Consider the following 21,112-nt stretch of genomic DNA (forward strand, 5'->3'; position numbering starts at 1 on the left):
GCGTACCCGCGCGGCGAACTGGCAGAGTCGGGCCATGCACGGTTCCCGAACCCCTTCGCCGTGGGCTGGCGTCACCGACTACCTCGACACTGCCCGGCTGCGGCCGACGGTGCAGCGAGCCGCCGACGCCGTCCGCGACTTCTGGTCCCTCGTGTTCCCCGCCGACTGCGCCGTGTGCGGGGCCTCTGCGGCACCGCTGTGTCCCGGGTGCCTGAGGGAAATCCGGAAGGCCACCGTCCAACCCTTCGGTGCTGAAGGGGGTGCCCCGGCATTACCTCAGGCCCTGATGCCCGGGGTCACGGCGCCGGCATCCGGATTCGGTGACCCGCTGCCGGTGACAGCGGCGGGCCACTACCGGTCGTCGCTTGCACGATTGCTCCTGGCCTACAAAAACCACCACCGAACAGCTGTGGGTCGGCCACTGCAGACGGCACTTGCAGGCGCCCTGCACACGGCCGTCGCGGAGTTACGGGAGCGCGGCGCAGCTACCCAGATCCTCCTGGTGCCGGTGCCAGCCAAGGCATCGTCAATGCGCAGGCGCGGCTACGATCCGCTTGGACTGCTTCTCGACGGACTGGCACGGCGCGGTGAACTGCCCGCTGGATCCCGTCCCGCCCGGTTAGTGGGGTACCGGGGTGTCGCCCGGTCGGCGGCTCTGGCCCTGGCTGGCCACCGTCGTCGTCCGCAGCTTCAGAAGGGTTTGGGGCTTGCCCAGCGACGCGCCAACGTCCGGTTCACCATGACCGTGCGGAGCCGGCGGGACCCAATCCCGGGGGCGGTCTGCCTGGTCGTTGACGATGTGCTGACCACCGGGGCCACGATCGCCGAGGTGACCCGGGTCCTGCGGCTCCATGGAGCGCACGTGGCAGGGGCGGCGGTGGTCGCCGCGACCGAGCCGCCGTCGCGCACCGAATGAAACTCGCGGAAAAAAACAACCACTGGAGGATGAATATCAGGGGCGGGTGAACTAACGTGAGGTATGGGTATCTCGACGAACTTGGATATCCGTCGACAGCGGCTGGATGCACGACTCCCCGGCCGCTGTTGTGTCACCTAAGCGATTTTGGAGGACACCATGGAGTTTTTGATCAGTGGTCGAAATCTGTCAGTTTCGGACCGATTTCGGGAGTACGCCGAGGAAAAAATCGACAAGATTGAGCAGCTTGGCGACAAGGTGCAGCGGCTAGAAGCTAAAGTCACCAAGGAGCCGAGCGCGCGCAATGCGGACAGCTCACTCACCGTCGAACTCACTGTTCTGGCCAAGGGGCCTGTGATCCGGGCTGAAGCGTCAGCGGCTGACAAATTTGCAGCCTTCGACCTTGCCTATAGCAAGCTTCTTGAGAGACTCCGCCGTGCCAGAGACCGGCGGAAGGTCCACCACGGACGCCACACCCCTACGGCCGTCCGCGAAGCCACAGCTGATCTTGAACCCGCCAGCACTACCGCCCCGTTGTACCTCGAAGTGCAATCCACCGAGGCACCACCTGAGCCCAGCGGCAGCGTCGTCGACAATTATGAGATTGAAAATGACATTCCAGCGGGCGACTCGCCAGTGCTGATCCGCCGGAAGGTCTTCTCCGGCACACCGATGGCCCTCGAGGACGCGGTCGACAACATGGAACTGGTGGGACACGACTTCTACCTCTTCGTCGATTCGGCAACCGGCGCTCCCTCGGTTGCCTACCGCCGACAAGGGTGGACCTACGGCGTCATCACCCTCGACGCCCGGTGCGCCGAGGGAACCGAAGACCCGCGCGAGGAACTTCTCGCCTACCGGGCTCGGGAGGCTGCAGCCTCGATGTAGCCCGTTCTGGGGATGCACCCCAGTAGGGTCGAAGGATGACCACCGTCCTTACCCTGTCCCAGGCCCGGCGTATTGCGCTTGAGGCCCAGGGATTGGCTCGGGTAAGGCCCACCGGCCCCGCCACGGCGCGGCAGTTGGGCCTTACCTTCAATCGCCTTCACTTGCTACAGATCGATTCGGTCAACGTGCTGGCCCGCAGCCATTATCTTCCGTTGTTCGCCAGGTTAGGACCCTATGACCGGGGCCTCCTCGACCGCCTTGCCAGCACCCCGCCGCGCCGGATGGTCGAGTACTGGGCCCATGAAGCCAGCTTCATCAGACCGGACCTGTTCCCCTACCTGCTCCCGTTGCAGGAGCGGCGATGGGTCGGCGCCAGTGCGGTACCCGTTGACCTCAGGGAGTCACTTCGCGCCCGGATCCGTGCGGTGCTGGCCGTTAGCCGTCCACTGACCGCACCCCAACTGCAGCTCCGGGTGGGTCACACGGAAGCCCGGAACAGAGACCATTGGGGCTGGAATTGGAACTCGGTCAAACGCGTCCTTGAAGACATGTTCGAACGGGGACAGGTGTCGGCGGCGGAGCGCACTGTGTCGTTCGAGCGGCGGTACGCGCTGACTGAGCGTGTGCTGCCTGACTCCTCGGCCGTATCAATGAACGTGGATCCCGACGAGGCACGACTGCATTTGACCGAGTTGTCGGCCCGCGCGCTGGGCGTGGGGACCGTCAGGTGTTTTGCCGACTATTTCCGCCTGTCCCTCAAACCGACGTCGACGGCGATCGAGGCGCTGGTCGCCAGCGGCGCCCTTGAGCCCGTCACCATTACGGGGTGGAACCGGCCCGCCTTCCGCCACGTGGCCTCGGTGCTACCCCGGAAGGCTGAGGGAAGGGCGTTGCTTAGCCCCTTCGACTCGATGATCTTCGAGCGCCGCAGGCTGTCGGAATTGTTCGGGTTCGACTATCGGATCGAGATTTACACCCCGGCCGCGAAGCGGCGCTACGGCTATTACGTGCTGCCGTTCCTGTTGCGCGACACGATGGCCGCCCGGGTTGACCTCAAAGCGGATCGCGCCGCCGGTAGGTTGCTGGTGCGCGGCAGCCACAGTGAGCCTGACGCACCAGCCGATACCGCAGTCGAGCTGGCGGCCGAGTTGCGGCTGATGGCGTCCTGGCTGGACCTCGACGCTGTGGTTGTCGAAGAATACGGTGATCTGGCTGCGGCCCTGAAGCTGGCAGTTTCCCTCCAATAGTGGGGGCTAACGCCGCTGGTTAGACAGGACAAGACGTCTCTCCCGTAGACTGAACACGCCAGATTTCGGCGCACCTTAGATTGGGAGCAAATACCAGTGCCATCACTTCTTGAACGAGTCCTCCGCACCGGCGATAAGAAGACACTCAAGAAACTCCGAAACTACGCTGACGCCATCAACGTCCTCGAAGACGAGTTTCGCGAGATGAGCGACGACGACCTCCGGGGCGAGGCCGACAAGCTGAAGCAGCGTTTCGCTGACGGGGAGACTCTTGATGATCTGCTGCCTGAGGCGTTCGCCGCCGTCAGGGAGGCGTCAAGCCGCACCCTGAAGCTGAGGCAGTTCGACGTGCAGCTGATGGGTGGCGCTGCCCTGCACCTCGGCAACATCGCCGAAATGAAGACCGGCGAGGGCAAGACCCTGGTAGCCGTTGCCCCAGCGTTCCTCAATGCCCTGTCCGGCAAGGGCGTCCACATCGTCACCACCAATGATTACCTGGCCGAGTATCAATCCGAACTGATGGGACGGGTTTTCCGGTTTCTGGGAATGACCTGTGGTTGCATCCTCTCCAAGCAGGACCCCGCGGTCCGGCGAGAGCAGTACAACGCCGATGTCACCTACGGCACGAACAACGAGTTCGGGTTCGACTACCTGCGCGACAACATGGCGTGGAGCGCCGCCGAATTGGTGCAGCGCGGCCACAACTTCGCGATTGTCGATGAGGTGGACTCCATCCTCATCGATGAGGCGCGCACCCCGCTGATCATTTCCGGACAGGCCTCCGGGGACGTCAACCGGTGGTACACCGAGTTTTCCAGGGTGGTCAAGAAGCTCACCGTCGACGTCGACTATGAGGTCGACGAGAAGAAGCGCACGGTCGGAGTGCTCGAGGACGGCATCGAGAAGGTCGAAGACTACCTCGGCATCCAGAACCTTTACGAATCAGCCAACACCCCGCTGATCGGATTCCTGAACAACGCGATCAAGGCCAAGGAACTGTTCAAGAAGGACAAGGACTATGTGGTCCTCAACGGTGAGGTCATGATTGTCGATGAACACACGGGTCGCATCCTGGCCGGTCGCCGCTACAACGAAGGCATGCACCAGGCCATCGAGGCAAAAGAAGCGGTCGAGATCAAAGCCGAGAACCAGACCCTCGCCACTGTCACCCTGCAGAACTACTTCAGGCTCTACGACACGCTCTCGGGTATGACAGGTACCGCCGAGACCGAGGCCGCAGAGTTCATGGCCACGTACAAGCTCGGCGTGGTTCCGATCCCCACGAACCGGCCCATGGTGCGTGCCGACCTGTCCGACCTGATCTACAAGAACGAGATTGCCAAGTTTGACGCCGTCGTGAAGGACATCGTTGACCGTCACGAAACCGGCCAGCCGGTTCTGGTGGGTACCACCAGCGTGGAGAAAAGCGAGTATCTCTCTAAGCAACTGGCCAAGGCTGGTATCCGCCACGAGGTACTTAACGCCAAGAATCACTCGCGTGAGGCGGCCATCGTTGCCCAGGCCGGGCGCAAGGGTGCCGTCACGGTTGCCACCAACATGGCGGGTCGCGGCACCGACATCATGCTTGGTGGCAACGCCGAGTTCAATGCCATCGTTGAGTTGGAGAAGCGGGGCCTGAGCCCGGCTGACAACCCCGACGAGTACGAGAGTCAGTGGCCCGATGCCCTGAGCGCCGCCCGGAGTTCGGTGGAATCCGAGCACAACGAGGTCAGGGAACTCGGGGGACTGTACGTCCTCGGGACCGAACGGCACGAGTCGCGCCGGATTGATAATCAGCTCCGCGGCCGTTCCGGACGGCAGGGCGACCCCGGCCGATCACGTTTCTATCTGTCCCTGACCGACGATTTGATGCGGCTCTTCAACTCGGGAGCAGCGGAACGGATCATGAACTCGTCGACCATGCCCGACGACGTCGCACTGGAATCGAAGCTCGTGTCCAAGGCGATCGAGAGCGCCCAGGGCCAGGTAGAGGGCCGGAACGCGGAGCAGCGCAAAAATGTTCTGAAGTACGACGACGTCCTGAACCGCCAGCGCGAGGCGATCTACGGCGATCGACGCCGCATCCTTGAGGGCGGCGATCTGCATGAAAAGGTCAGCTTCTTCCTCGAAGATGTGGTGACAGCGATGGTTGATGAAGCCACCGCGCAAGGGCATGGCGACGACTGGGACTACGAGCAGCTGTGGACCAACCTCCGGACGCTGTATCCGATTAGCCTGACCGTCGAGGAGGTCCTTGAGGAAGCCGGGGGTCCATCGAAGGTCACCAGGGAATTCCTGCACTCCGAGATTCTTTCCGATGCAAAGCTCGCCTATCAGACCCGCGAGAAGACCCTCGGTGAGCAGACCATGCGGGAGCTCGAGCGCCGGGTCGTCCTCTCGGTCATTGGCCGCAAGTGGCAGGAACACCTGTACGAGATGGACTATCTCAAGGAAGGCATCGGGCTTCGGGCCATGGCCCAGCGAGACCCGCTGGTCGAATACCAGCGCGAAGGATTTATCCTCTTTCAGGCGATGATGGAGGCGATCAGGGAAGAGAGCGTGGGTTTCCTGTTCAACCTTGAGGTTGAGGTGGCGGCCCCGGCGCCTACCGGACTTCCAGGGGTGGTCGATGGGCGCGGGTTAGTGCAGCGCCCCACCATCAAGGCGGCAGGACTAGACGCTCCGGAGAAGCCAGCCACCCTGAACTTCTCGTCTCCCAATGCCCAGGGCGAGGTCGAGACGCGGGTGGAGCGCAGCTCCGCCGCAGCCAGGACGGCCGAGGCGAACGGAAGCAGCCGGGCAGAAGCCCGGGCCGCCGCCAAACGCAAGAAGAAGTAGTTTCTAGCCAATTTCCAATGCGGTGACCTTCCAGTGCCCGCGCCGATGCTCCAATTTGAGAGCGACGGCGCGGGCTCTATGGTTTTCACAGGTCACCGCAGAAGCCTCGTACACTTGTGCGCTCACGCGGCAGGTCCGGACTGAGAGTACTGAAACGTTGCGATGCAACAGACGGTCGGGGTGGCTGCTGGTCGACGTCCCGCGGTTCAGACTGCGGGTGAGGTTGGCGCGAAGGTGGAGCCGTTCATAACTGGGAGGGTCCAACCAGTCAGCCATTTGCTGTAGAGGACGGGATCCTCCGAGCACCTCCAGCGACGCTTGCACCACCGCGCGGACAATCCGTTGCACCTGGGCAGTAGTAGCCGCTTGCTCAGTGGGCCGATTCCCAGCTGGGCCGTCCGCGACAGGGGTCGGGCGGGGGAGCTGGATTTGGATGGTCATGATGATCCTCGCGGCGTCACCGGATAGAGGGAGGTACCCGCAGCACCTGGCCGGGAAGCAGCAGGTGGGGGTCGTCGCCGATAGTCTGGCGGTTTTCGCGGTGCCAGTGAGGCCACGCCGCAGCGATCTCGACGTCGGTGGCAAACGGCCCAAGGTGTTGAGCCGCGATAGTCCACAGCGAATCGCCCGGGGTCACCACCACCAGCGCTGGACTTGTATCAGTGGGAGGGCTGGCGGCGGGCCGGCTTTCGGGGCCGAGTAGCGGTCTGCCGTCAACAGGACCCGGGACAGGTTTCCACTGAGGGCTAACCGCTGTTGGGTCCTGATCCGGTTTTGCTTCCGAAGCGCCCGTGGCGTCATCGGGGGCCGGCTGAGACACGGCGATGGCCGGGTGGCCGGACATTCCGTGGGCCGTCGCTGCCGGGACCCCGCCGACGAGTTGGAGCCCCACGACTGCCGCGGCTAGCCGTTTCATGAATGCGGGGGTGAGGATTCCCATCCACCGGGCGGCCCGTTGCTGGCCCATCCGATCGAGCACTTCGCTAATGAAGGCTAGCGCCAAGGCAATCGACCACCAGCCGACTACAGCGATGCCTGCCGCCGAGGCTGCCAAACCAAGCAGTCCCTCCATCCGCTGATAGCCGGTGAGTGGGCCAGCGCTGGCCAGGATCAACTGGCCGGATACGAGGAGCAGGATTCCGAGCAGGCCTATCAACACTGCCAACGATGTTGCGTGTAAGCCGTTCATAGCCTCTCCAATGGGCAGATTGTCGAAGGTTCAGTTTGACGCGATATAGACCATTTGATGCATTTTAAGCTCTTTAGAGTTTCTTTATACACCAGGGGTCTCTTTGATGTCTATAGCTTGACCGGTAGTCGGCACGCGTTTAGGCTGGCGCGGTGCGATGGGATGCTTTGTTCGAAGACCTCGAGGCGCAGTTTGCCGCGGCAGACCTGCTGGCTGCGGAGAGTCGGATCGCCGAGCAATCACGGCTGGAGCTTGCGGCAGTGACTCTGCTGGACCGGCTGAGGGGACAAGAGGGAGCCGCGCTCCGGGTCCGGGTGCGAAGTGGAGCAACCTTTACCGGAAGTCTGCGCCAGATGGGATCGGAGTGGCTGGTGCTGGAAATCGGGCTAGGTGCGGCTCTCATCCCGCTTGACGCTCTGAGAGCCATTGAGGGCGTGGGGCGCCGGGCGGCCGCCGACCATTCGGTGGTGACGACCAGGCTCGGGCTGGGGTCGGTCTTTCGTGTGTTCGGCAGGAACCGGACCCTGCTCACTATCCAACTGGCTGACAACGGCGCCCGGATTGACGGCACGGTTGACCGGGTCGGAAAAGACTTCCTCGAGGTCGCATCGGTGCCGTTGGGAGAACAGCGACGGCCCCGCAACGTTGCCGGAGTGGTGCTGATTCCTTTTGCCGGTGTGGAGGCGGTGCTCTCCCGGTCCTGAACATCCTAGGGACTGCTGGTCTCCCGTGCTGCGCCGAAGGACCCATCCCGGACCGCGGCAGCCGACTTCTCGTAGGCTCGGGCAATGAACTCCTCGAGGACCTGCGACTCCACCCGCCACTGTCCGCGGCCCCCAATCTGGATCGCCGGCAATTCACCGGACCGGACCAGAGCGTACGTCTGCGACGACGAAATGTTCAGTACCTCGCCGACATCTGCGAGGGTCAGGAACCGTTTATCGGCCACGTTCTTCCGCCTTCCGTTCCACTGTCCGCAGAACCTGTTCGTCTACCGGATCATCCCTTCCAATCTTGCCATTATCCGATGGGGTTTATCCGAATTATCCACAGGTTAGGGGCCATTTGGTTGGCAGGGATGTCATTTGGCGCTGTGGTGAACGAGAATTGCAGAGCCACATCAAAACTATTCACGGCTCGTGACGGTTGGGCGGCCGTGGAGTCTGTAGGAGGCCGCATGAGTTCATTGGCTGCCACCCCGGGGGAAGACGAGCCACCGGTGCGGCTCAGTAAGCCCTCGTGGAAGGACCCACGGCTTCTGGTGGGGTTGTTGCTCGTCTTTGCATCGATCGCGGCGGTGACGGCGCTCGTCGGGAACGCCGACCAAACCACTGACGTCTATGCGGCCCGGGCAGAGATCCCCATCGGGAGCGGGGTTACACCCGAAAACCTCACCATCGTCGCTGTCCGGCTCGGCGACCTCCAACCGGCCTATCTGCGTGTCGCTGAAGGTATTCCGGAGAATCTGGTGGCTATCAATCTGCTGCGGGCGGGTGAACTGGTGCCCCGGGCCTCGCTTGGCGCTGCCGATGCGCTGAACCGCAAACCGATCGGTCTTGCCGTGGACGACCCCCTGCCCACCGGCACCACCACCGGTTCGCGGGTCGATGTCTGGGTTTCCCTTGAGGGCGAGGATGGTACTTTCGAGCCTCCCACTCAGCTACTCGAAGCGGCCGAGATATCCGAACTCAGGATGTCCGAATCGGCGTTGGGCGGGGGCAGCGGGTCAACCTTGGTCCACGTTCTGGTCGGCGACGAACGGTTACCCGAACTCCTGGATGCGCTGCTGAACGAGGCGAGGATTGCCATTGTCCTCAACCCCGGCGGCTCCGCGTGAGCCTTCCCGTGGTGACCGGCGGGCAAGCGGCCCGCGACTGCATCACGAGGCTGGAAAGGCTGAGGGGGCCTGTCACTGTGGTTCGCTGGTGCGCCGACCTCGCCGAGGTGATTGCGGTATGCCAAACGGGACTCGCCCGCGCCGCCATCGTCTCAGCGGATGCCGGGGAACTCACGGCCGCCCTGATCGAACGGTTCAGGACCGCCGACGTCGCAGTGGTGGCCCTGGTGAACGACGACGAGAACCGGCAGCGTCTCGACGCGCTCGGCGTTCGCTACACAGTAGTCGACGTCGATGCGGCTACCCTCGCGTCAATTGTCGAAGCAGCCGTGGAGTTGGCCGCGGAGCGGCGACGTCTCTCACTGAACCCCGCCGTGGGAGGGGCCGGATATGCCGACCCCGCAGTGGCGCTCGACGCTGGATTGGTGGACCCGGCCGAACCCGGCGACGCAGGTCCGCTGTCCCCCGGGGCCGGGGAGATTACCGCGGTCTGGGGGCCGACTGGCTCGCCGGGGCGGACCACCGTGGCAGTGAATCTCGCCGCTGAACTTGCAGCCAATGGTCGGTCGGTGCTGCTCATCGACGCCGACACCTACGGCGCCAGCGTCGCGGCGTTCCTGGGCCTCCTTGATGAGTCGGCCGGACTGGCTCATGCCTGTCGGCTAGCCGACCAGGGTTCCCTCGACCTAGCTGGGCTCCACCGCAGTATCACCCGGGTCGCAGTGAGGGGCTCCCGCCTGGGCGTCCTGACCGGGGTGACCCGAGCCGACCGGTGGACCGAACTGCGGCCCGCGGCCCTGACCCGAGTCCTTGAGCTGTCCCGCCAACTCGTCGACGTGACAATCGTTGATTGTGGATTTTGCCTTGAAGCCGATGAGGAGCTGAGCTTTGACACGGTAGCCCCGCGCCGGAACGCTGCAACCCTGTATTGTCTTGACGCGGCAGACACGGTTTTCGCTGTAGGGGCCGCCGACGCCGTCGGAATGCCCCGTCTGATCCGAGCGCTCGCCGACCTTGAGGCAGCCCTTCCAGCAGCCACACCACGGGTGGTCCTGAACAAGGTACGGGCGGCGGCGGTCGGGCGCGGACCCGAGCGGCAGCTCCGTGAAGCGTGGGACCGGTTTGGTCCGTCCCAGCCAGTCGAGGCTTTCCTGCCCGCGGACTTCACCGCCGCTGATTCGGCGCTGCTCGGAGGATCAGTGCTACTGGAAACAGCGCCCCGTTCACCACTACGCACCGCCATCGCGGCACTGGCCGGTGTACCGATTGAACAATCGCGGCGCGGCCGCGTTGGAGCAGTCCACAACGAAGTGAAGTTTTCCCGCAACGGCGTTAGGCTCATGGGTAAAGGGCCGCAAGGGAGCGGCCTTTAATTTCGTTTATGGAGGCGTTTTCATGTCGTCTGGATCCAGCACGACGGACCAGTCAAGTTCCGACACTTCAACCGGTGAGTTCATCAGTCACTATTATGAACATCTCGCTGAAGAGGACGCCAAGGCACATACCGCTGAAGCGCTCGAAGAGCGTGCTTTGAGGCATCGCGGGCTCGCCGAAAACCGCCCGTCCGGCGAGGCAGCAGTCGACATCTTCGATCAGTCCGACGCCAGTGTCATCATGATCGTCACCGATGACATGCCCTTCCTGGTGGACTCGGTGACTGCCGAACTCGTGCGCCATCAGGTGGCGATCCGCCTCGTCATGCACCCCACCTTTATCGCCACCCGCGACCGGGAGAGCGCTGCGCTTCACAAACTGCGGCGGGTACCGTCCACAGCAGGGGTGTCAAGTGGCGACACGGCGGCCCTCCCCAACATCTCCCATCTCATCGCCGACGGGGACGTGGCAACCCACATCGAGTCCTGGATCGCCGTCGAGGTTGGACGGATCCTCGACGACACCCGGCGCCAGGAGATCATCGCGGGACTGAGCAGCATTCTCAGCGACGTCCGCGCCGCCGTGGAGGATTGGCCGGCCATGCGCAGCAAGGTCAGGGAAATCGCGGCGTCCCTCGACACGGTTCCGGGCAGTGCCGAGATCCCGGATCTTGACCAGGCGCGCGAGTTGCTGACCTGGCTTGACGCAGGCAATTTCACCTTCCTCGGGTTCAAGGAATACGACCTGGTGACCGACGACGACGGCCAGGATGTGCTCAGAATTGCTGACGGAAACGGCCTTGGCCTGTTGCGGCACCCAGTGGGCGGTCGCCAGGTCCAGCAGCTGACCAGTGCAGGGAAGGCCAAGGCCCGCGAGAAGCGTGCCCTCGTCATCACCAAGGCAAACTCCAGATCGACGGTTCATCGTGCGGCTTACCTCGACTACATTGGCGTGAAACGTTTCGACGCGCAAGGAGACGTCAACGGGGAGCGGCGGTTCATCGGGTTGTTTGCGACGAGTGCCTACACGGGCTCGGTGCGGGGAGTCCCCATTGTGCGCGACAAGGTCAACGCCGTCCTGCTGCAGTGCGGATTCCCCTCCGACTCGCATTCGGGTAAGGACCTGCTGTCCATCCTTGAGACCTACCCCCGCGACGAACTGTTCCAGATCGAGGTCCAGGACCTGATTACCACGGCCATGGGCATCCTGCGGCTCCAGGAGCGACGCCGGACGCGGCTGTTCCTGCGACCAGACATTTACGGCCGCTTCATGTCAGCACTCGTCTTTCTTCCCCGCGACCGCTACACCACCGGGGTGCGGCTTCGGATTGAGCAGGAACTCAGGCAGACCTTCAAAGCCGAGTCGATCGACTACGAGGCGAGAATCAGCGAGTCGGCTCTCGCGCGACTGTTCTTCCGCATCCGGCTGCCCCGGGGCGTGGAGGTGGCCCAGGTGGAACCTGCCGAGCTTGAACAGCGTCTCGTCGGTGCTGCCCGATCGTGGTCCGAAGGTATCGATGAGGTGGTGCGCAGCCGATTCGATCGGCAGACTGCCGAAGCCGTATCCGGCCTATGGGCTGAAGCGTTTCCCGCCAGCTACCGGGTCGACTTCGAGGTCGAGGATGCGCTCAAGGATATTGAACGGTTTGAGCGCTGCGAAAAGAATTCCCCGACGGCTCCGGTCATGCACGTCTACGTGCCGGAGGGTGCTGGCGAGCACCTGGAAGAGGACGCCCGACTGAAGCTCTACCTGACCGAGCCCAAAAGTCTTAGCCAGATCCTCCCTTTCCTGCACAACCTTGGGCTGGAGGTGCTTGACGAACGACCCTTCGAGATCGAGCGGTCCGATGGCAAGGAGTTTTTCCTCTACGACCTGGGCCTCAAATACCCGGCCGGTATTGACCCGGTGAGCACCGGACGCCTGTTGGAGGAATCGTTCGCCGCCGCGGTGGCCGGGTCCTCAGAATCTGATCCCTTCGACCGGTTGGTGCTCCGTGAGAACCTGCGGTGGCGCCAGGTAGTGATTCTGCGCAGCTACGCCAAGTACATGCGGCAGATGGGCAACACCAACTCCTACGGGTTCGTCGCCGACACGCTGCTGGCTAACGCCGCGGTCGCCCGCGCCCTGGTAATGCTTTTCGAGGCACGGTTTGACCCGGACCTAGGCGACGAGGACCGCGTCTCCCGCACCGACGGTGCACGGCAAGCAGTGGAGGCCGGGCTGGAAGAAGTCCCGACTCTCGACGCCGATCGGGTGCTGCGCACCTTCGGTAACCTGATCGGCGCGACGCTCAGGACCAACTACTTCCAGGACAAGCGTCATGTGAGTTTCAAGTTCGACACGTCAGCCATCGACGGAGCCCCCCACCCGCGTCCCAAGTACGAAATCTGGGTGTACTCACCGCAGGTCGAGGGTGTCCACTTGCGGTTCGGCAAGGTTGCCCGTGGAGGGCTCCGCTGGTCGGACCGTCGGGAAGATTTCCGAACCGAAGTGCTCGGTCTCGTCAAGGCGCAGACGGTCAAGAACGCTGTCATCGTTCCGACGGGTGCGAAGGGCGGCTTCTTCGCCAAACAACTGCCCAATCCCGTGGTGGACCGTGCTGCCTGGTTGGCCGAGGGGCAGGCGAGTTATCGCACCTTTATCAGGGCGCTGCTCGACATCACCGACAATCTGGTGACCGGCGACGACGGCGAAACGGTCGTTCCGCCGCCCCGGGTGGTGCGTCACGATGGTGATGATAGCTACCTGGTGGTGGCCGCCGACAAGGGCACGGCAGCGTTCTCGGACATTGCGAACGAACTCTCAGCCGAATATGGATTCTGGTTGGGGGATGCGTTCGCCTCCGGAGGCTCGGTGGGCTACGACCACAAGGCGATGGGCATCACCGCCCGCGGCGCCTGGGAATCGGTGAAGCGGCACTTCAGCGAGTTCGGCGTCGACACGCAGTCCGAGGACTTCACTGTGGTGGGCGTCGGCGATATGAGCGGCGACGTCTTCGGTAACGGGATGCTGTTGTCCGAACACATTCGTCTCGTCGCGGCGTTCGACCACCGGCATATCTTCCTCGATCCGACCCCCGAGGCGGGGGCGTCCTACGCCGAGCGGCGCCGGTTGTTCGACCTGCCACGATCGAGCTGGGAAGACTACGACGCCTCCCTGATCAGTGCGGGCGGCGGAATCTACCCGCGGCAGGCGAAGACCGTCCCGATCTCAGTGCAGGTTCGCATGGCCCTTGGCCTCGCCGAGGGTGTCACCACCCTGAGCCCACCCGAACTGCTCCGCGCCATCCTTTCCGCGCCGGTGGATCTGCTCTACAACGGTGGCATCGGCACCTACGTCAAGGCGTCTTCGGAGACCCATGCGGAGGTGGGGGACAAGGCTAACGACGCCATCCGGGTCAACGGTAACCAACTGCGCGCCAAGGTGGTCGGCGAAGGCGGAAACCTCGGGATGACCCAGCTGGGCCGGATCGAGGCAGCCCTTGGCGGTGTCATCCTCAATACCGATGCGATCGACAATTCGGCTGGCGTCGACTGTTCCGACCACGAGGTAAACATCAAGATCTTCGTTGACCGGATGGTCACAACCGGGGCGCTGCCCGCCGGGGAACGTGCCGGGTTCCTGCACTCGATGACTGACGAGGTGGGCCGGCTGGTCCTGAAGGACAACGTCGACCAGAACGTCCTGCTCCTGAACGATCGTCGCCGTGTGCTCGAATGGAGTCCCAGTTTTGAACGGCTGATGGACTGGCTCGAGACCAATGCCGACCTGAACCGGGAGCTCGAAGCGCTGCCCACCACAGAGGAGCTGCGGGCCCGGGTCGAATCCGGCCAGGGACTTACCTCGCCTGAACTGTCAGTCTTGGCGGCCTACGTCAAGATCGAACTGACGAAGGCCCTGACCAGCAGTGACCTGACCGACGACCCGTGGTTTGGCAAGACCCTCAGGGAGTATTTCCCGCGGCAACTGGCCGAACGCTTCGACAGCCAGCTCGACACCCACCCGCTGCGTCGGGAAATCATCTCGACGGTGATCGCCAACGACATGATCAACATGGGCGGCATCACCTTCGCCTTCCGGGTCATGGAGGAAACATCGGTTACGGGGCCGGTGATTGCCCGGGCGTTTGTCGCGTTACGGGAAATCTACGACCTCGACGAACTGGTGGCGGCGCTGGGCGAGCTCCCCGCGAGTTTCCCCACCGATCGGTGGTCAGCGGTCCACCTAGATATGCGCCGGCTCCTGGACCGGGCAGTCCGCTGGTTCGTCAACAATGTTGGCCAGGGAACCTCAGTGGCTGAGGACGTCGCGACGTTCAAACCGTTGATGGATCCCCTGCGCACCCACCTGGTGGACTACGTCCGCGGCAGTGACAGGGAACGTGTCCAGCAATGGTTTGCCCGTGCCGAGGAGTGGGGTCTGCCCGACGATATCGCGCGCCACTGGGCTGAACAGTTTGAGTCGTTCGGGCTGCTGGACATCGCGTTGATCACCCAGCAGATCAACGAACCTGTCGAGCGCATCGCCGTGGTCTACTACGCCGTCTACGACCGGTTCGCAGTGGACAACCTGTTGGAACGGATCACCACCCTCCCGCGCAGGGACAGGTGGCAGGCGCTTGCCCGGGCTGCGTTGCGTGATGACCTGTACTCGACTATCGCCGATATGACGGTGTCGGTGATGAAGGCCTCGTCCACCATGGTGGGTGCCGAGGCGGGGGACCGGCTGCACGCCTGGGAGCAGCAAAACGCAGAAATGCTTGAGCGCGCCCGGCACATGTTCATCGAGGTCAACCGCCTGGAACGCGACGACATGGCATCCCTGTCGGTAGCACTCCGGCTCCTCCGGTCTATTGTGCGACGGTAGGGCGGGAAGCACGTGGCAATTTTCACCGATCCGATCCGGGAGTATGCCCATTTCAGGCCGGGCGACGCGGAGTGGCTGCATCTTCTGGTAGGGGACTGGCAGATGGTCGCCGACCTGGCGTTCGCCGACCTGGCGCTGTGGTTTCCTCTTGACGACGGCGGCTATGTGGCCTTGGCCCACGCCCGGCCGTCCACCTCCCACACTGTTTTCCATACCGACTTTGTGGGGGAGCAGATCAGAGCCGACCTGCTTCCGCTCGTCGACAAGGCGTGGGGTAGCCAGCAGATGGAGCGCTCGGGGGACACGAACTGGACCACCGAAATGGCCATGCGGGTGGAAGCCGTTCCGATGGTGCGCAACGGCCGGACCCTCGCCGTGGTCACGTCCCACATGGATCTGTCCAGCTCGCGGATGCCCTCCCGGCTGGAGCTGACCTATCGCCAGTGCGCGCATGACCTTCTTCGAATGGGTACGCTGGGGCTGTGGCCGGATTTCGCTACCCCGACGGGTTCCCGCCGCGGGGCGCCCCGGGTTGGCGATGGATTGATCCGGCTGGATGTTGAAGGCGTGATCCAGTATGCGAGCCCCAACGGCGTGTCGGCGTTCAGGCGGCTTGGCGACGTTGAAACGCTGGAGGGGAGATCCCTCGCTGAGGTGGTTACCTCGTTGCTCACTGATCGGCGGATGGTCGACGAGACGCTCCCACTGGTGGTCACCGGCAGGATGCCCTGGCGGACGGAAATCGAATCCCGGGGTGTCAGTCTTTCCCTGCGTGCCATCCCGCTGCGCGATGAAAAGGATCGATTCGGGGCGCTGGTGCTGTGTCGTGACGTCTCTGAACTTCGGCGCAGGGAAATGGAGCTGGTGTCCAAGGACGCCACCATCCGCGAGATCCATCATCGGGTGAAGAACAACCTGCAGACTGTTGCTGCGCTGCTGCGGATGCAGTCGCGCCGCATGGTGAGCGACGAAGCCAAGCAGGGCCTGGAGCAGGCTATGCGCCGGGTCGGCACGATAGCTCTCGTGCATGAAACCCTGTCGCAGGGCCTGTCGCAGAGCGTCGATTTTGACGAGCTCATTGCCCGGCAGTTCCGCCTGTCGGCAGAAGTGGCGTCGCCGACGCACGTGGTGCGCACCGAACGCGCAGGGTCCTTCGGCGAACTGCCCAGCGACTTCGCTACACCGCTGGCCCTGGTCATCAATGAGCTGGTGACCAACGCCGTCGAGCATGGGTTGTCGGAGCGAACCGGGACCGTGTGGCTCCTCGCCAATCGGCGAATGGGTGACGACGGCGATGAGATCCTCAACGTGACTGTGGCCGACGACGGCGTGGGGCTGCCCGCCGGAAACCACAAGGAGGGCCTGGGACTCCAGATCGTCAGGACCCTGGTGACCAGCGAGTTGGATGGAACCATCGAGTGGGCTCCCCGCGATGGCGGCGGCACGGCGGTCACCATCGAGTTGGGACTGCACGACAACCGCTCATAGCAGCGGATCGCCACCCGGGGGCAGCGATCCGCTGGATTAGTCTGTGAGCCGGGCGATGCCGGAGGGGCCCGGTGCCTGGGGGCTCAGCTAGGAAGCACGCCGTGCGCGTGCGGCGCGGCGCTTGAGAGCACGGCGTTCATCTTCGCTCAAACCGCCCCACACCCCGGCGTCCTGGCCTGATTCGATTGCCCACTGAAGGCAGGTGTCAACCACCTGGCAGCGACGGCAGACGCTTTTGGCTTCCTCGATCTGAAGAAGGGCAGGCCCGGTATTCCCGACCGGGAAAAACAGCTCCGGGTCTTTGTCCAGGCATGCAGCGCGGCTACGCCAATCCATGTATGATCACTTTCTCCTTCGGCCCGCCGCGATTGTGAAAACATTCACGAACGGCCACATAGTAAAGGGGCCCGTACGGCCCCCGATGTCTTCTTCCTCAAGGCTGTCACGTTAAATGCGTGCAAACAAGAGGTAACAAGCTGTAGATTGTGCGATGCGGTGAGTTATGCGTCACAGGGTTGAGCTTCTGGAGCGTCATTTGTGCTGCACGGCTGTTATTTGTGACGATGTCGGGTGCCCTGCAATGTGTCAAGACCGACGACGGTTGATCCCTTCGGTCAGGATTCGAGCAGGCCGAGCAGATACTGCCCGTAGCCGCTCTTCAGGTAGGGTACGGCGCAATCCTTCAGTTGCTCATCGGAGAGGAATCCTTGCCGCCAGGCAATTTCCTCAGGGCAGCCGATGGACAACCCTTGGCGCTTTTGCACGGTACGGATGAAATCCGATGCGTCGGTCAGGGAATCGAAGGTCCCCGTATCCAGCCAGGCGGTCCCCCGGGGCAGAATCTCGACGTGCAATTTGCCGCGCGAGAGGTACTCCATGTTCACATCGGTGATCTCGAGTTCCCCCCGGGCGGACGGACGAAGCGACGCAGCAATGTCCAGCACCGAGTTGTCGTAGAAGTACAGGCCGGGAACCGCGTAGTTGCTCTTGGGGTGTAGGGGTTTTTCCTCGAGTGACACGGCACGCCGATCGTCGTCGAACTCGATGACGCCATACGCCGAAGGGTTTGCGACCCAATAGCCGAAGACCGCGCCGCCGTCGATGTCTTTGAACCGCTTGAGTTGGGTACCCATGCCCGGACCGTAAAAAATATTGTCGCCGAGCACCAGCGCCACTGATTCCGACCCAACATGATCCGCGCCAAGGATGAACGCCTGCGCCAGTCCGTCGGGCCGGGGTTGCTGGACGTAGGTCAGAGAGATGCCGAACCTTGAGCCGTCGCCGAGTAGGTTCTTGAAATGTTCGGCATCGTGGGGGGTGGTCACCACGAGGATGTCGTGGATTCCGGCGAGGATCAGCGTCGAGAGTGGGTAGTAAATCATCGGCTTGTCGTAGACGGGGACCAGTTGCTTGCTGACCCCCAGCGTGATGGGGTGAAGCCGTGATCCTGTGCCGCCTGCCAGAATGATTCCCTTCATCACCGTATGGTAACCGCAGCGGGATCGGGTTGGCGCCGATTCCTAGGATATCGGCGCGGCTTGCGGATACATTATCCCTATGCGCAGATCATTGGTGACCGGGGGCGCCGGTTTTATAGGGTCCAACTTTGTCCGCCACCTCCTGTCGGAGACCGATGACTCGGTCACCGTTCTTGACAAGCTGACCTACGCGGGCAGTCATTCAGCGCTGGAGGGACTTGACCCACAGCGAGTGTCGATCGTCAGGGGGGATATTGTCGATGCTTCACTGGTCGATCGGTTCGTTGGGGACCACGACCTGGTAGTGCATTTTGCTGCAGAGACTCACAATGACAACTCACTAAGAGACCCGGGTCCTTTTCTGCAGAGCAACATCGTTGGCACCTACACGCTGCTGGAAGCAGTCCGGAAACATGGAACCCGCTTCCATCATGTCTCGACCGACGAGGTGTATGGCGACCTGGAACTGGATGACCCCAGCCGGTTCACCGAGACAACCGCCTACAATCCGTCCAGCCCCTACTCGTCGACCAAAGCGGCGTCGGACCTGCTGGTGCGGGCCTGGGTGAGATCCTTTGGGGTGCGTGCCACGATCAGTAATTGTTCAAACAACTACGGCCCGTACCAACACATCGAGAAGTTCATCCCACGACAGATCACCAATGTCCTGACCGGGCGGCGCCCCCGGTTGTACGGGGATGGGCAGAACATCCGGGACTGGATCCACACTGAAGACCATTCGTCAGCGGTGCTCGCAGTCATCGAGCGCGGGGAAATCGGCGAGACCTATCTCGTTGGGGCCGACGGTGAGCGAAGCAATATCGACATCATGCGGATTCTGCTTACGCTGCTGGGCCAGCCGGAGACGGCTTTCGACCTGGTCCGCGATCGGGTGGGACACGATCGTCGGTACGCGATTGATTCATCAAGGATTCGATCCGAGCTGGGCTGGACTCCCCGGTTCGTCGATCTTGAGGCGGGTCTCGCTGACACGGTCGAGTGGTACAGGGATCATGCGGCGTGGTGGACACCGGGGAAAGAGGCAGTGGAGGCTCTTTACGGGGCCGCAGGCCAATGAGCGATCCGCGGATCGACAGCACGCCCATTCCAGGTCTCCTACTCGTTTCGTTGCCCGTGCATGGGGACGCCCGCGGCTGGTTCAAGGAGAACTGGCAGCGGGAGAAGATGGTCAGGATTGGCCTGCCCGATTTCGGTCCGGTGCAGCACAATATTTCCTTCAACTCGGCGGTTGGCACCACCCGCGGGATCCACGCCGAACCGTGGGACAAATACATCACCGTGGCGTCCGGAAGGGTGTTCGGGGCGTGGGTCGACCTCCGGGAGGGTGCGGGATTTGGTGCGGTATTCTCCGCCGAACTCGATGTGGGGCAGGCGGTCTTCGTACCGCGTGGCGTGGGCAATGCGTTCCAGACACTCGACCCCGGGACCGTCTACAGCTATCTGGTGAACGATCATTGGAGCCCCCATGCCACGGACCAGTATGTGCTGGTGAACCTGGCCGACGAGACGCTGAACATTGCCTGGCCGATTCCCCTTGAAGAGGCCGAGGTGTCAGCAAAGGATCGAGACCACCCCGGACTCGGGAGAGTTGCACCCATGCCGCCGCCCACCGTTCTGGTGCTGGGCGCCGACGGTCAACTTGGTCGCGCCCTCCGAACTGCCCTGCCCGACGCCGAATTTGCTACCCGCCAGACCTTTGACCTGACCGACGACGCTTCGTACCGCAGGGACTGGAGCCGCTGCTCGGTCATCATTAACGCTGCCGCGTACACAGATGTTGACCGCGCGGAGACCACAGCCGGTCGTCGACAGGCCTGGGCCGTCAACGCCGCCGGGCCAGCGCGGTTGGCGGAGATCGCGGCAGCGCATCGGATCACCTTGGTGCATGTCTCCACCGACTACGTTTTCGACGGCGCAGAGGCTCCCTATGCAGAGGGTGCACAGCTCAGCCCGCTTGGCGTGTACGGCCAGTCCAAAGCGGCTGGCGACCTGGCGGTGCAAACTGCTGCTGGTCGTTTCTACCTCATTCGCACCAGCTGGGTGATTGGTGAGGGGAAGAACTTCGTCGCGACCATGGCGTCCCTGGCCGCCCGGGACATTTCCGCTACCGTAGTCAAGGATCAAACAGGGCGCCTCACTCTTGCCGACGACCTGGCAGCGGCGATCCTCCATCTCCTCGAATCCAGAGCGTCATTCGGAACCTACAACGTGACTAACTCAGGAACTCCCACCACCTGGGCGGACCTCGCCCGCGCCGTTTACGAACGGGAGGGGAAGGATCCAGGCTTGATCGTTGACGTGTCAGCCGCTGACTACTTCAGGGGTCGGACGGCCGCCCCCCGGCCGGACAACAGCGTGCTCGATCTGACTAAACTGGAGTCATCCGGGTTTCGGGCGAGAGACTGGAAGGACGCTCTCGCGCAGTACCTGGTCCAGGCAAGCGACTAAGCGGAACGGATGGTGTGATGCAGCAGGCCCGGCTCGACGAACCAAACCAGACCGAATGGGCGCTGAGCCAGTGACCCCCACCACGAGCCGCCCGGCACCGGAGCCGGTGACCGGCGGTCACCGGCCGGTAGGGGCCGTGGTCATCGCGGCAATTCTGCTGCTCGACGCTCTCGGCCTGCTCGCCGCAGCAGGATGGTATCTCTTCGGCCTGCTGAACAGCACCCCCACTTCGCTGGGTGGGGCCATTTTCACCATGGCCTTCCTGGTGGTGTTGGCGTTCTGGCTGCTTGCCGTCGGGTACAAGCTCCTCGCTGGGTACCGCTGGACCCGTTCGGCGGTCCTGGTGTTCCAACTGTTCATGATAGTGATCGCTGTGCCCACGTTGGCGGCTGGCATCATCGGGGTGGGTCTAGCCTTACTGCTGCCCGCTGCGGCAGCGGTGCTGCTCCTCTTTACGAAGCCGGTCCTTGCCCACACCTCACGCACCGCTGACAGTGCGTCAGTGCTATAGCCGGGCACCGA

The 21,112-nt window shown here is 63.1% G+C and carries 17 protein-coding genes; 12 read left to right on the top strand and 5 right to left on the bottom strand.

All coding sequences use genetic code 11. The annotated features are described in order from the left end of the window. Positions 1–34: 34 nt before the first annotated feature. From ACX80G_RS03155 to secA, 4 genes are all read left to right on the top strand, one after another. On the top strand, positions 35–916 hold the full coding sequence (locus tag ACX80G_RS03155) for a ComF family protein (protein WP_459305540.1): 882 nt from the start codon (positions 35–37) through the stop codon (positions 914–916). A 159-nt stretch (positions 917–1,075) separates the two neighbouring features. Continuing rightward, a complete protein-coding gene (hpf, locus tag ACX80G_RS03160; RefSeq protein ID WP_459305542.1) occupies positions 1,076–1,804 on the top strand; it encodes a ribosome hibernation-promoting factor, HPF/YfiA family in 729 nt (242 codons plus the stop codon). 35 nt (positions 1,805–1,839) lie between these two features. After that, a complete protein-coding gene (locus ACX80G_RS03165) occupies positions 1,840–3,051 on the top strand; it encodes a winged helix-turn-helix domain-containing protein (protein WP_459305543.1) in 1,212 nt (403 codons plus the stop codon). A 96-nt stretch (positions 3,052–3,147) separates the two neighbouring features. Continuing rightward, entirely contained in the window at positions 3,148–5,889 is a 2,742-nt protein-coding gene (secA, locus tag ACX80G_RS03170; RefSeq protein WP_459305545.1) for a preprotein translocase subunit SecA, read from the top strand. Between the two features lie 3 nt (positions 5,890–5,892). On the opposite strand, the gene ACX80G_RS03175 is transcribed toward secA, so the two are convergent. Continuing rightward, positions 5,893–6,330: an Rv3235 family protein gene (locus tag ACX80G_RS03175; RefSeq protein ID WP_459305546.1), complete on the bottom strand. Its 438-nt coding sequence runs from the start codon at positions 6,328–6,330 to the stop codon at positions 5,893–5,895. Between the two features lie 16 nt (positions 6,331–6,346). Beyond that, on the bottom strand, positions 6,347–7,078 hold the full coding sequence (locus ACX80G_RS03180) for a LysM peptidoglycan-binding domain-containing protein (RefSeq protein WP_459305547.1): 732 nt from the start codon (positions 7,076–7,078) through the stop codon (positions 6,347–6,349). 152 nt (positions 7,079–7,230) lie between these two features. Here ACX80G_RS03180 and ACX80G_RS03185 point away from each other — a divergent pair, with 152 nt between their 5' ends. Further along, entirely contained in the window at positions 7,231–7,782 is a 552-nt protein-coding gene (locus ACX80G_RS03185; RefSeq protein ID WP_459305549.1) for a hypothetical protein, read from the top strand. A gap of 5 nt (positions 7,783–7,787) precedes the next feature. On the opposite strand, the gene ACX80G_RS03190 is transcribed toward ACX80G_RS03185, so the two are convergent. After that, the gene (locus ACX80G_RS03190) at positions 7,788–8,027 is read right to left on the bottom strand and encodes a helix-turn-helix domain-containing protein (RefSeq protein ID WP_459305550.1); all 240 of its coding nucleotides are present in this window, start codon (positions 8,025–8,027) and stop codon (positions 7,788–7,790) included. A 228-nt stretch (positions 8,028–8,255) separates the two neighbouring features. Here ACX80G_RS03190 and ACX80G_RS03195 point away from each other — a divergent pair, with 228 nt between their 5' ends. The 4 genes from ACX80G_RS03195 to ACX80G_RS03210 are packed head-to-tail and all read left to right on the top strand — an operon-like array spanning position 8,256 to position 16,643. Continuing rightward, positions 8,256–8,915 carry a CpaB family protein gene (locus ACX80G_RS03195; protein WP_459305551.1) on the top strand — a complete coding sequence of 220 codons (660 nt, stop codon included), beginning with the start codon at positions 8,256–8,258 and terminating at the stop codon, positions 8,913–8,915. Further along, positions 8,912–10,288 carry a CpaE/TadZ family protein gene (locus ACX80G_RS03200; RefSeq protein WP_459305552.1) on the top strand — a complete coding sequence of 459 codons (1,377 nt, stop codon included), beginning with the start codon at positions 8,912–8,914 and terminating at the stop codon, positions 10,286–10,288. Before ACX80G_RS03195 ends, ACX80G_RS03200 begins: the two co-directional genes overlap by 4 nt. 22 nt (positions 10,289–10,310) lie before the next feature. Continuing rightward, complete coding sequence (locus ACX80G_RS03205) at positions 10,311–15,155, top strand: NAD-glutamate dehydrogenase (protein ID WP_459305553.1); 4,845 nt, start codon at positions 10,311–10,313, stop codon at positions 15,153–15,155. A gap of 12 nt (positions 15,156–15,167) precedes the next feature. Further along, positions 15,168–16,643 (top strand): sensor histidine kinase, encoded by a 1,476-nt coding sequence (locus ACX80G_RS03210; RefSeq protein WP_459305555.1) that lies wholly within the window; start codon positions 15,168–15,170, stop codon positions 16,641–16,643. 87 nt (positions 16,644–16,730) lie between these two features. Here the strand turns inward: ACX80G_RS03210 and ACX80G_RS03215 are convergent, their stop codons facing one another. Beyond that, entirely contained in the window at positions 16,731–16,979 is a 249-nt protein-coding gene (locus ACX80G_RS03215) for a WhiB family transcriptional regulator (protein WP_019483052.1), read from the bottom strand. A 278-nt stretch (positions 16,980–17,257) separates the two neighbouring features. Then, positions 17,258–18,121, bottom strand: coding sequence for a glucose-1-phosphate thymidylyltransferase RfbA (gene rfbA / locus ACX80G_RS03220; RefSeq protein ID WP_459305557.1), 864 nt, complete (start codon positions 18,119–18,121; stop codon positions 17,258–17,260). Positions 18,122–18,200: 79 nt separating this feature from the next. On the opposite strand from rfbA, the gene rfbB reads away from it, so the two are divergent. The 3 genes from rfbB to ACX80G_RS03235 are packed head-to-tail and all read left to right on the top strand — an operon-like array spanning position 18,201 to position 21,101. After that, entirely contained in the window at positions 18,201–19,199 is a 999-nt protein-coding gene (gene rfbB, locus ACX80G_RS03225; protein WP_459305558.1) for a dTDP-glucose 4,6-dehydratase, read from the top strand. Beyond that, complete coding sequence (rfbD, locus tag ACX80G_RS03230) at positions 19,196–20,590, top strand: dTDP-4-dehydrorhamnose reductase (RefSeq protein ID WP_459305560.1); 1,395 nt, start codon at positions 19,196–19,198, stop codon at positions 20,588–20,590. Before rfbB ends, rfbD begins: the two co-directional genes overlap by 4 nt. Before the next feature lie 55 nt (positions 20,591–20,645). After that, the gene (locus tag ACX80G_RS03235; RefSeq protein WP_459305561.1) at positions 20,646–21,101 is read left to right on the top strand and encodes a hypothetical protein; all 456 of its coding nucleotides are present in this window, start codon (positions 20,646–20,648) and stop codon (positions 21,099–21,101) included. Positions 21,102–21,112 lie beyond the last annotated feature (11 nt).

It is taken from the genome of Arthrobacter glycogeni, assembly GCF_054510815.1.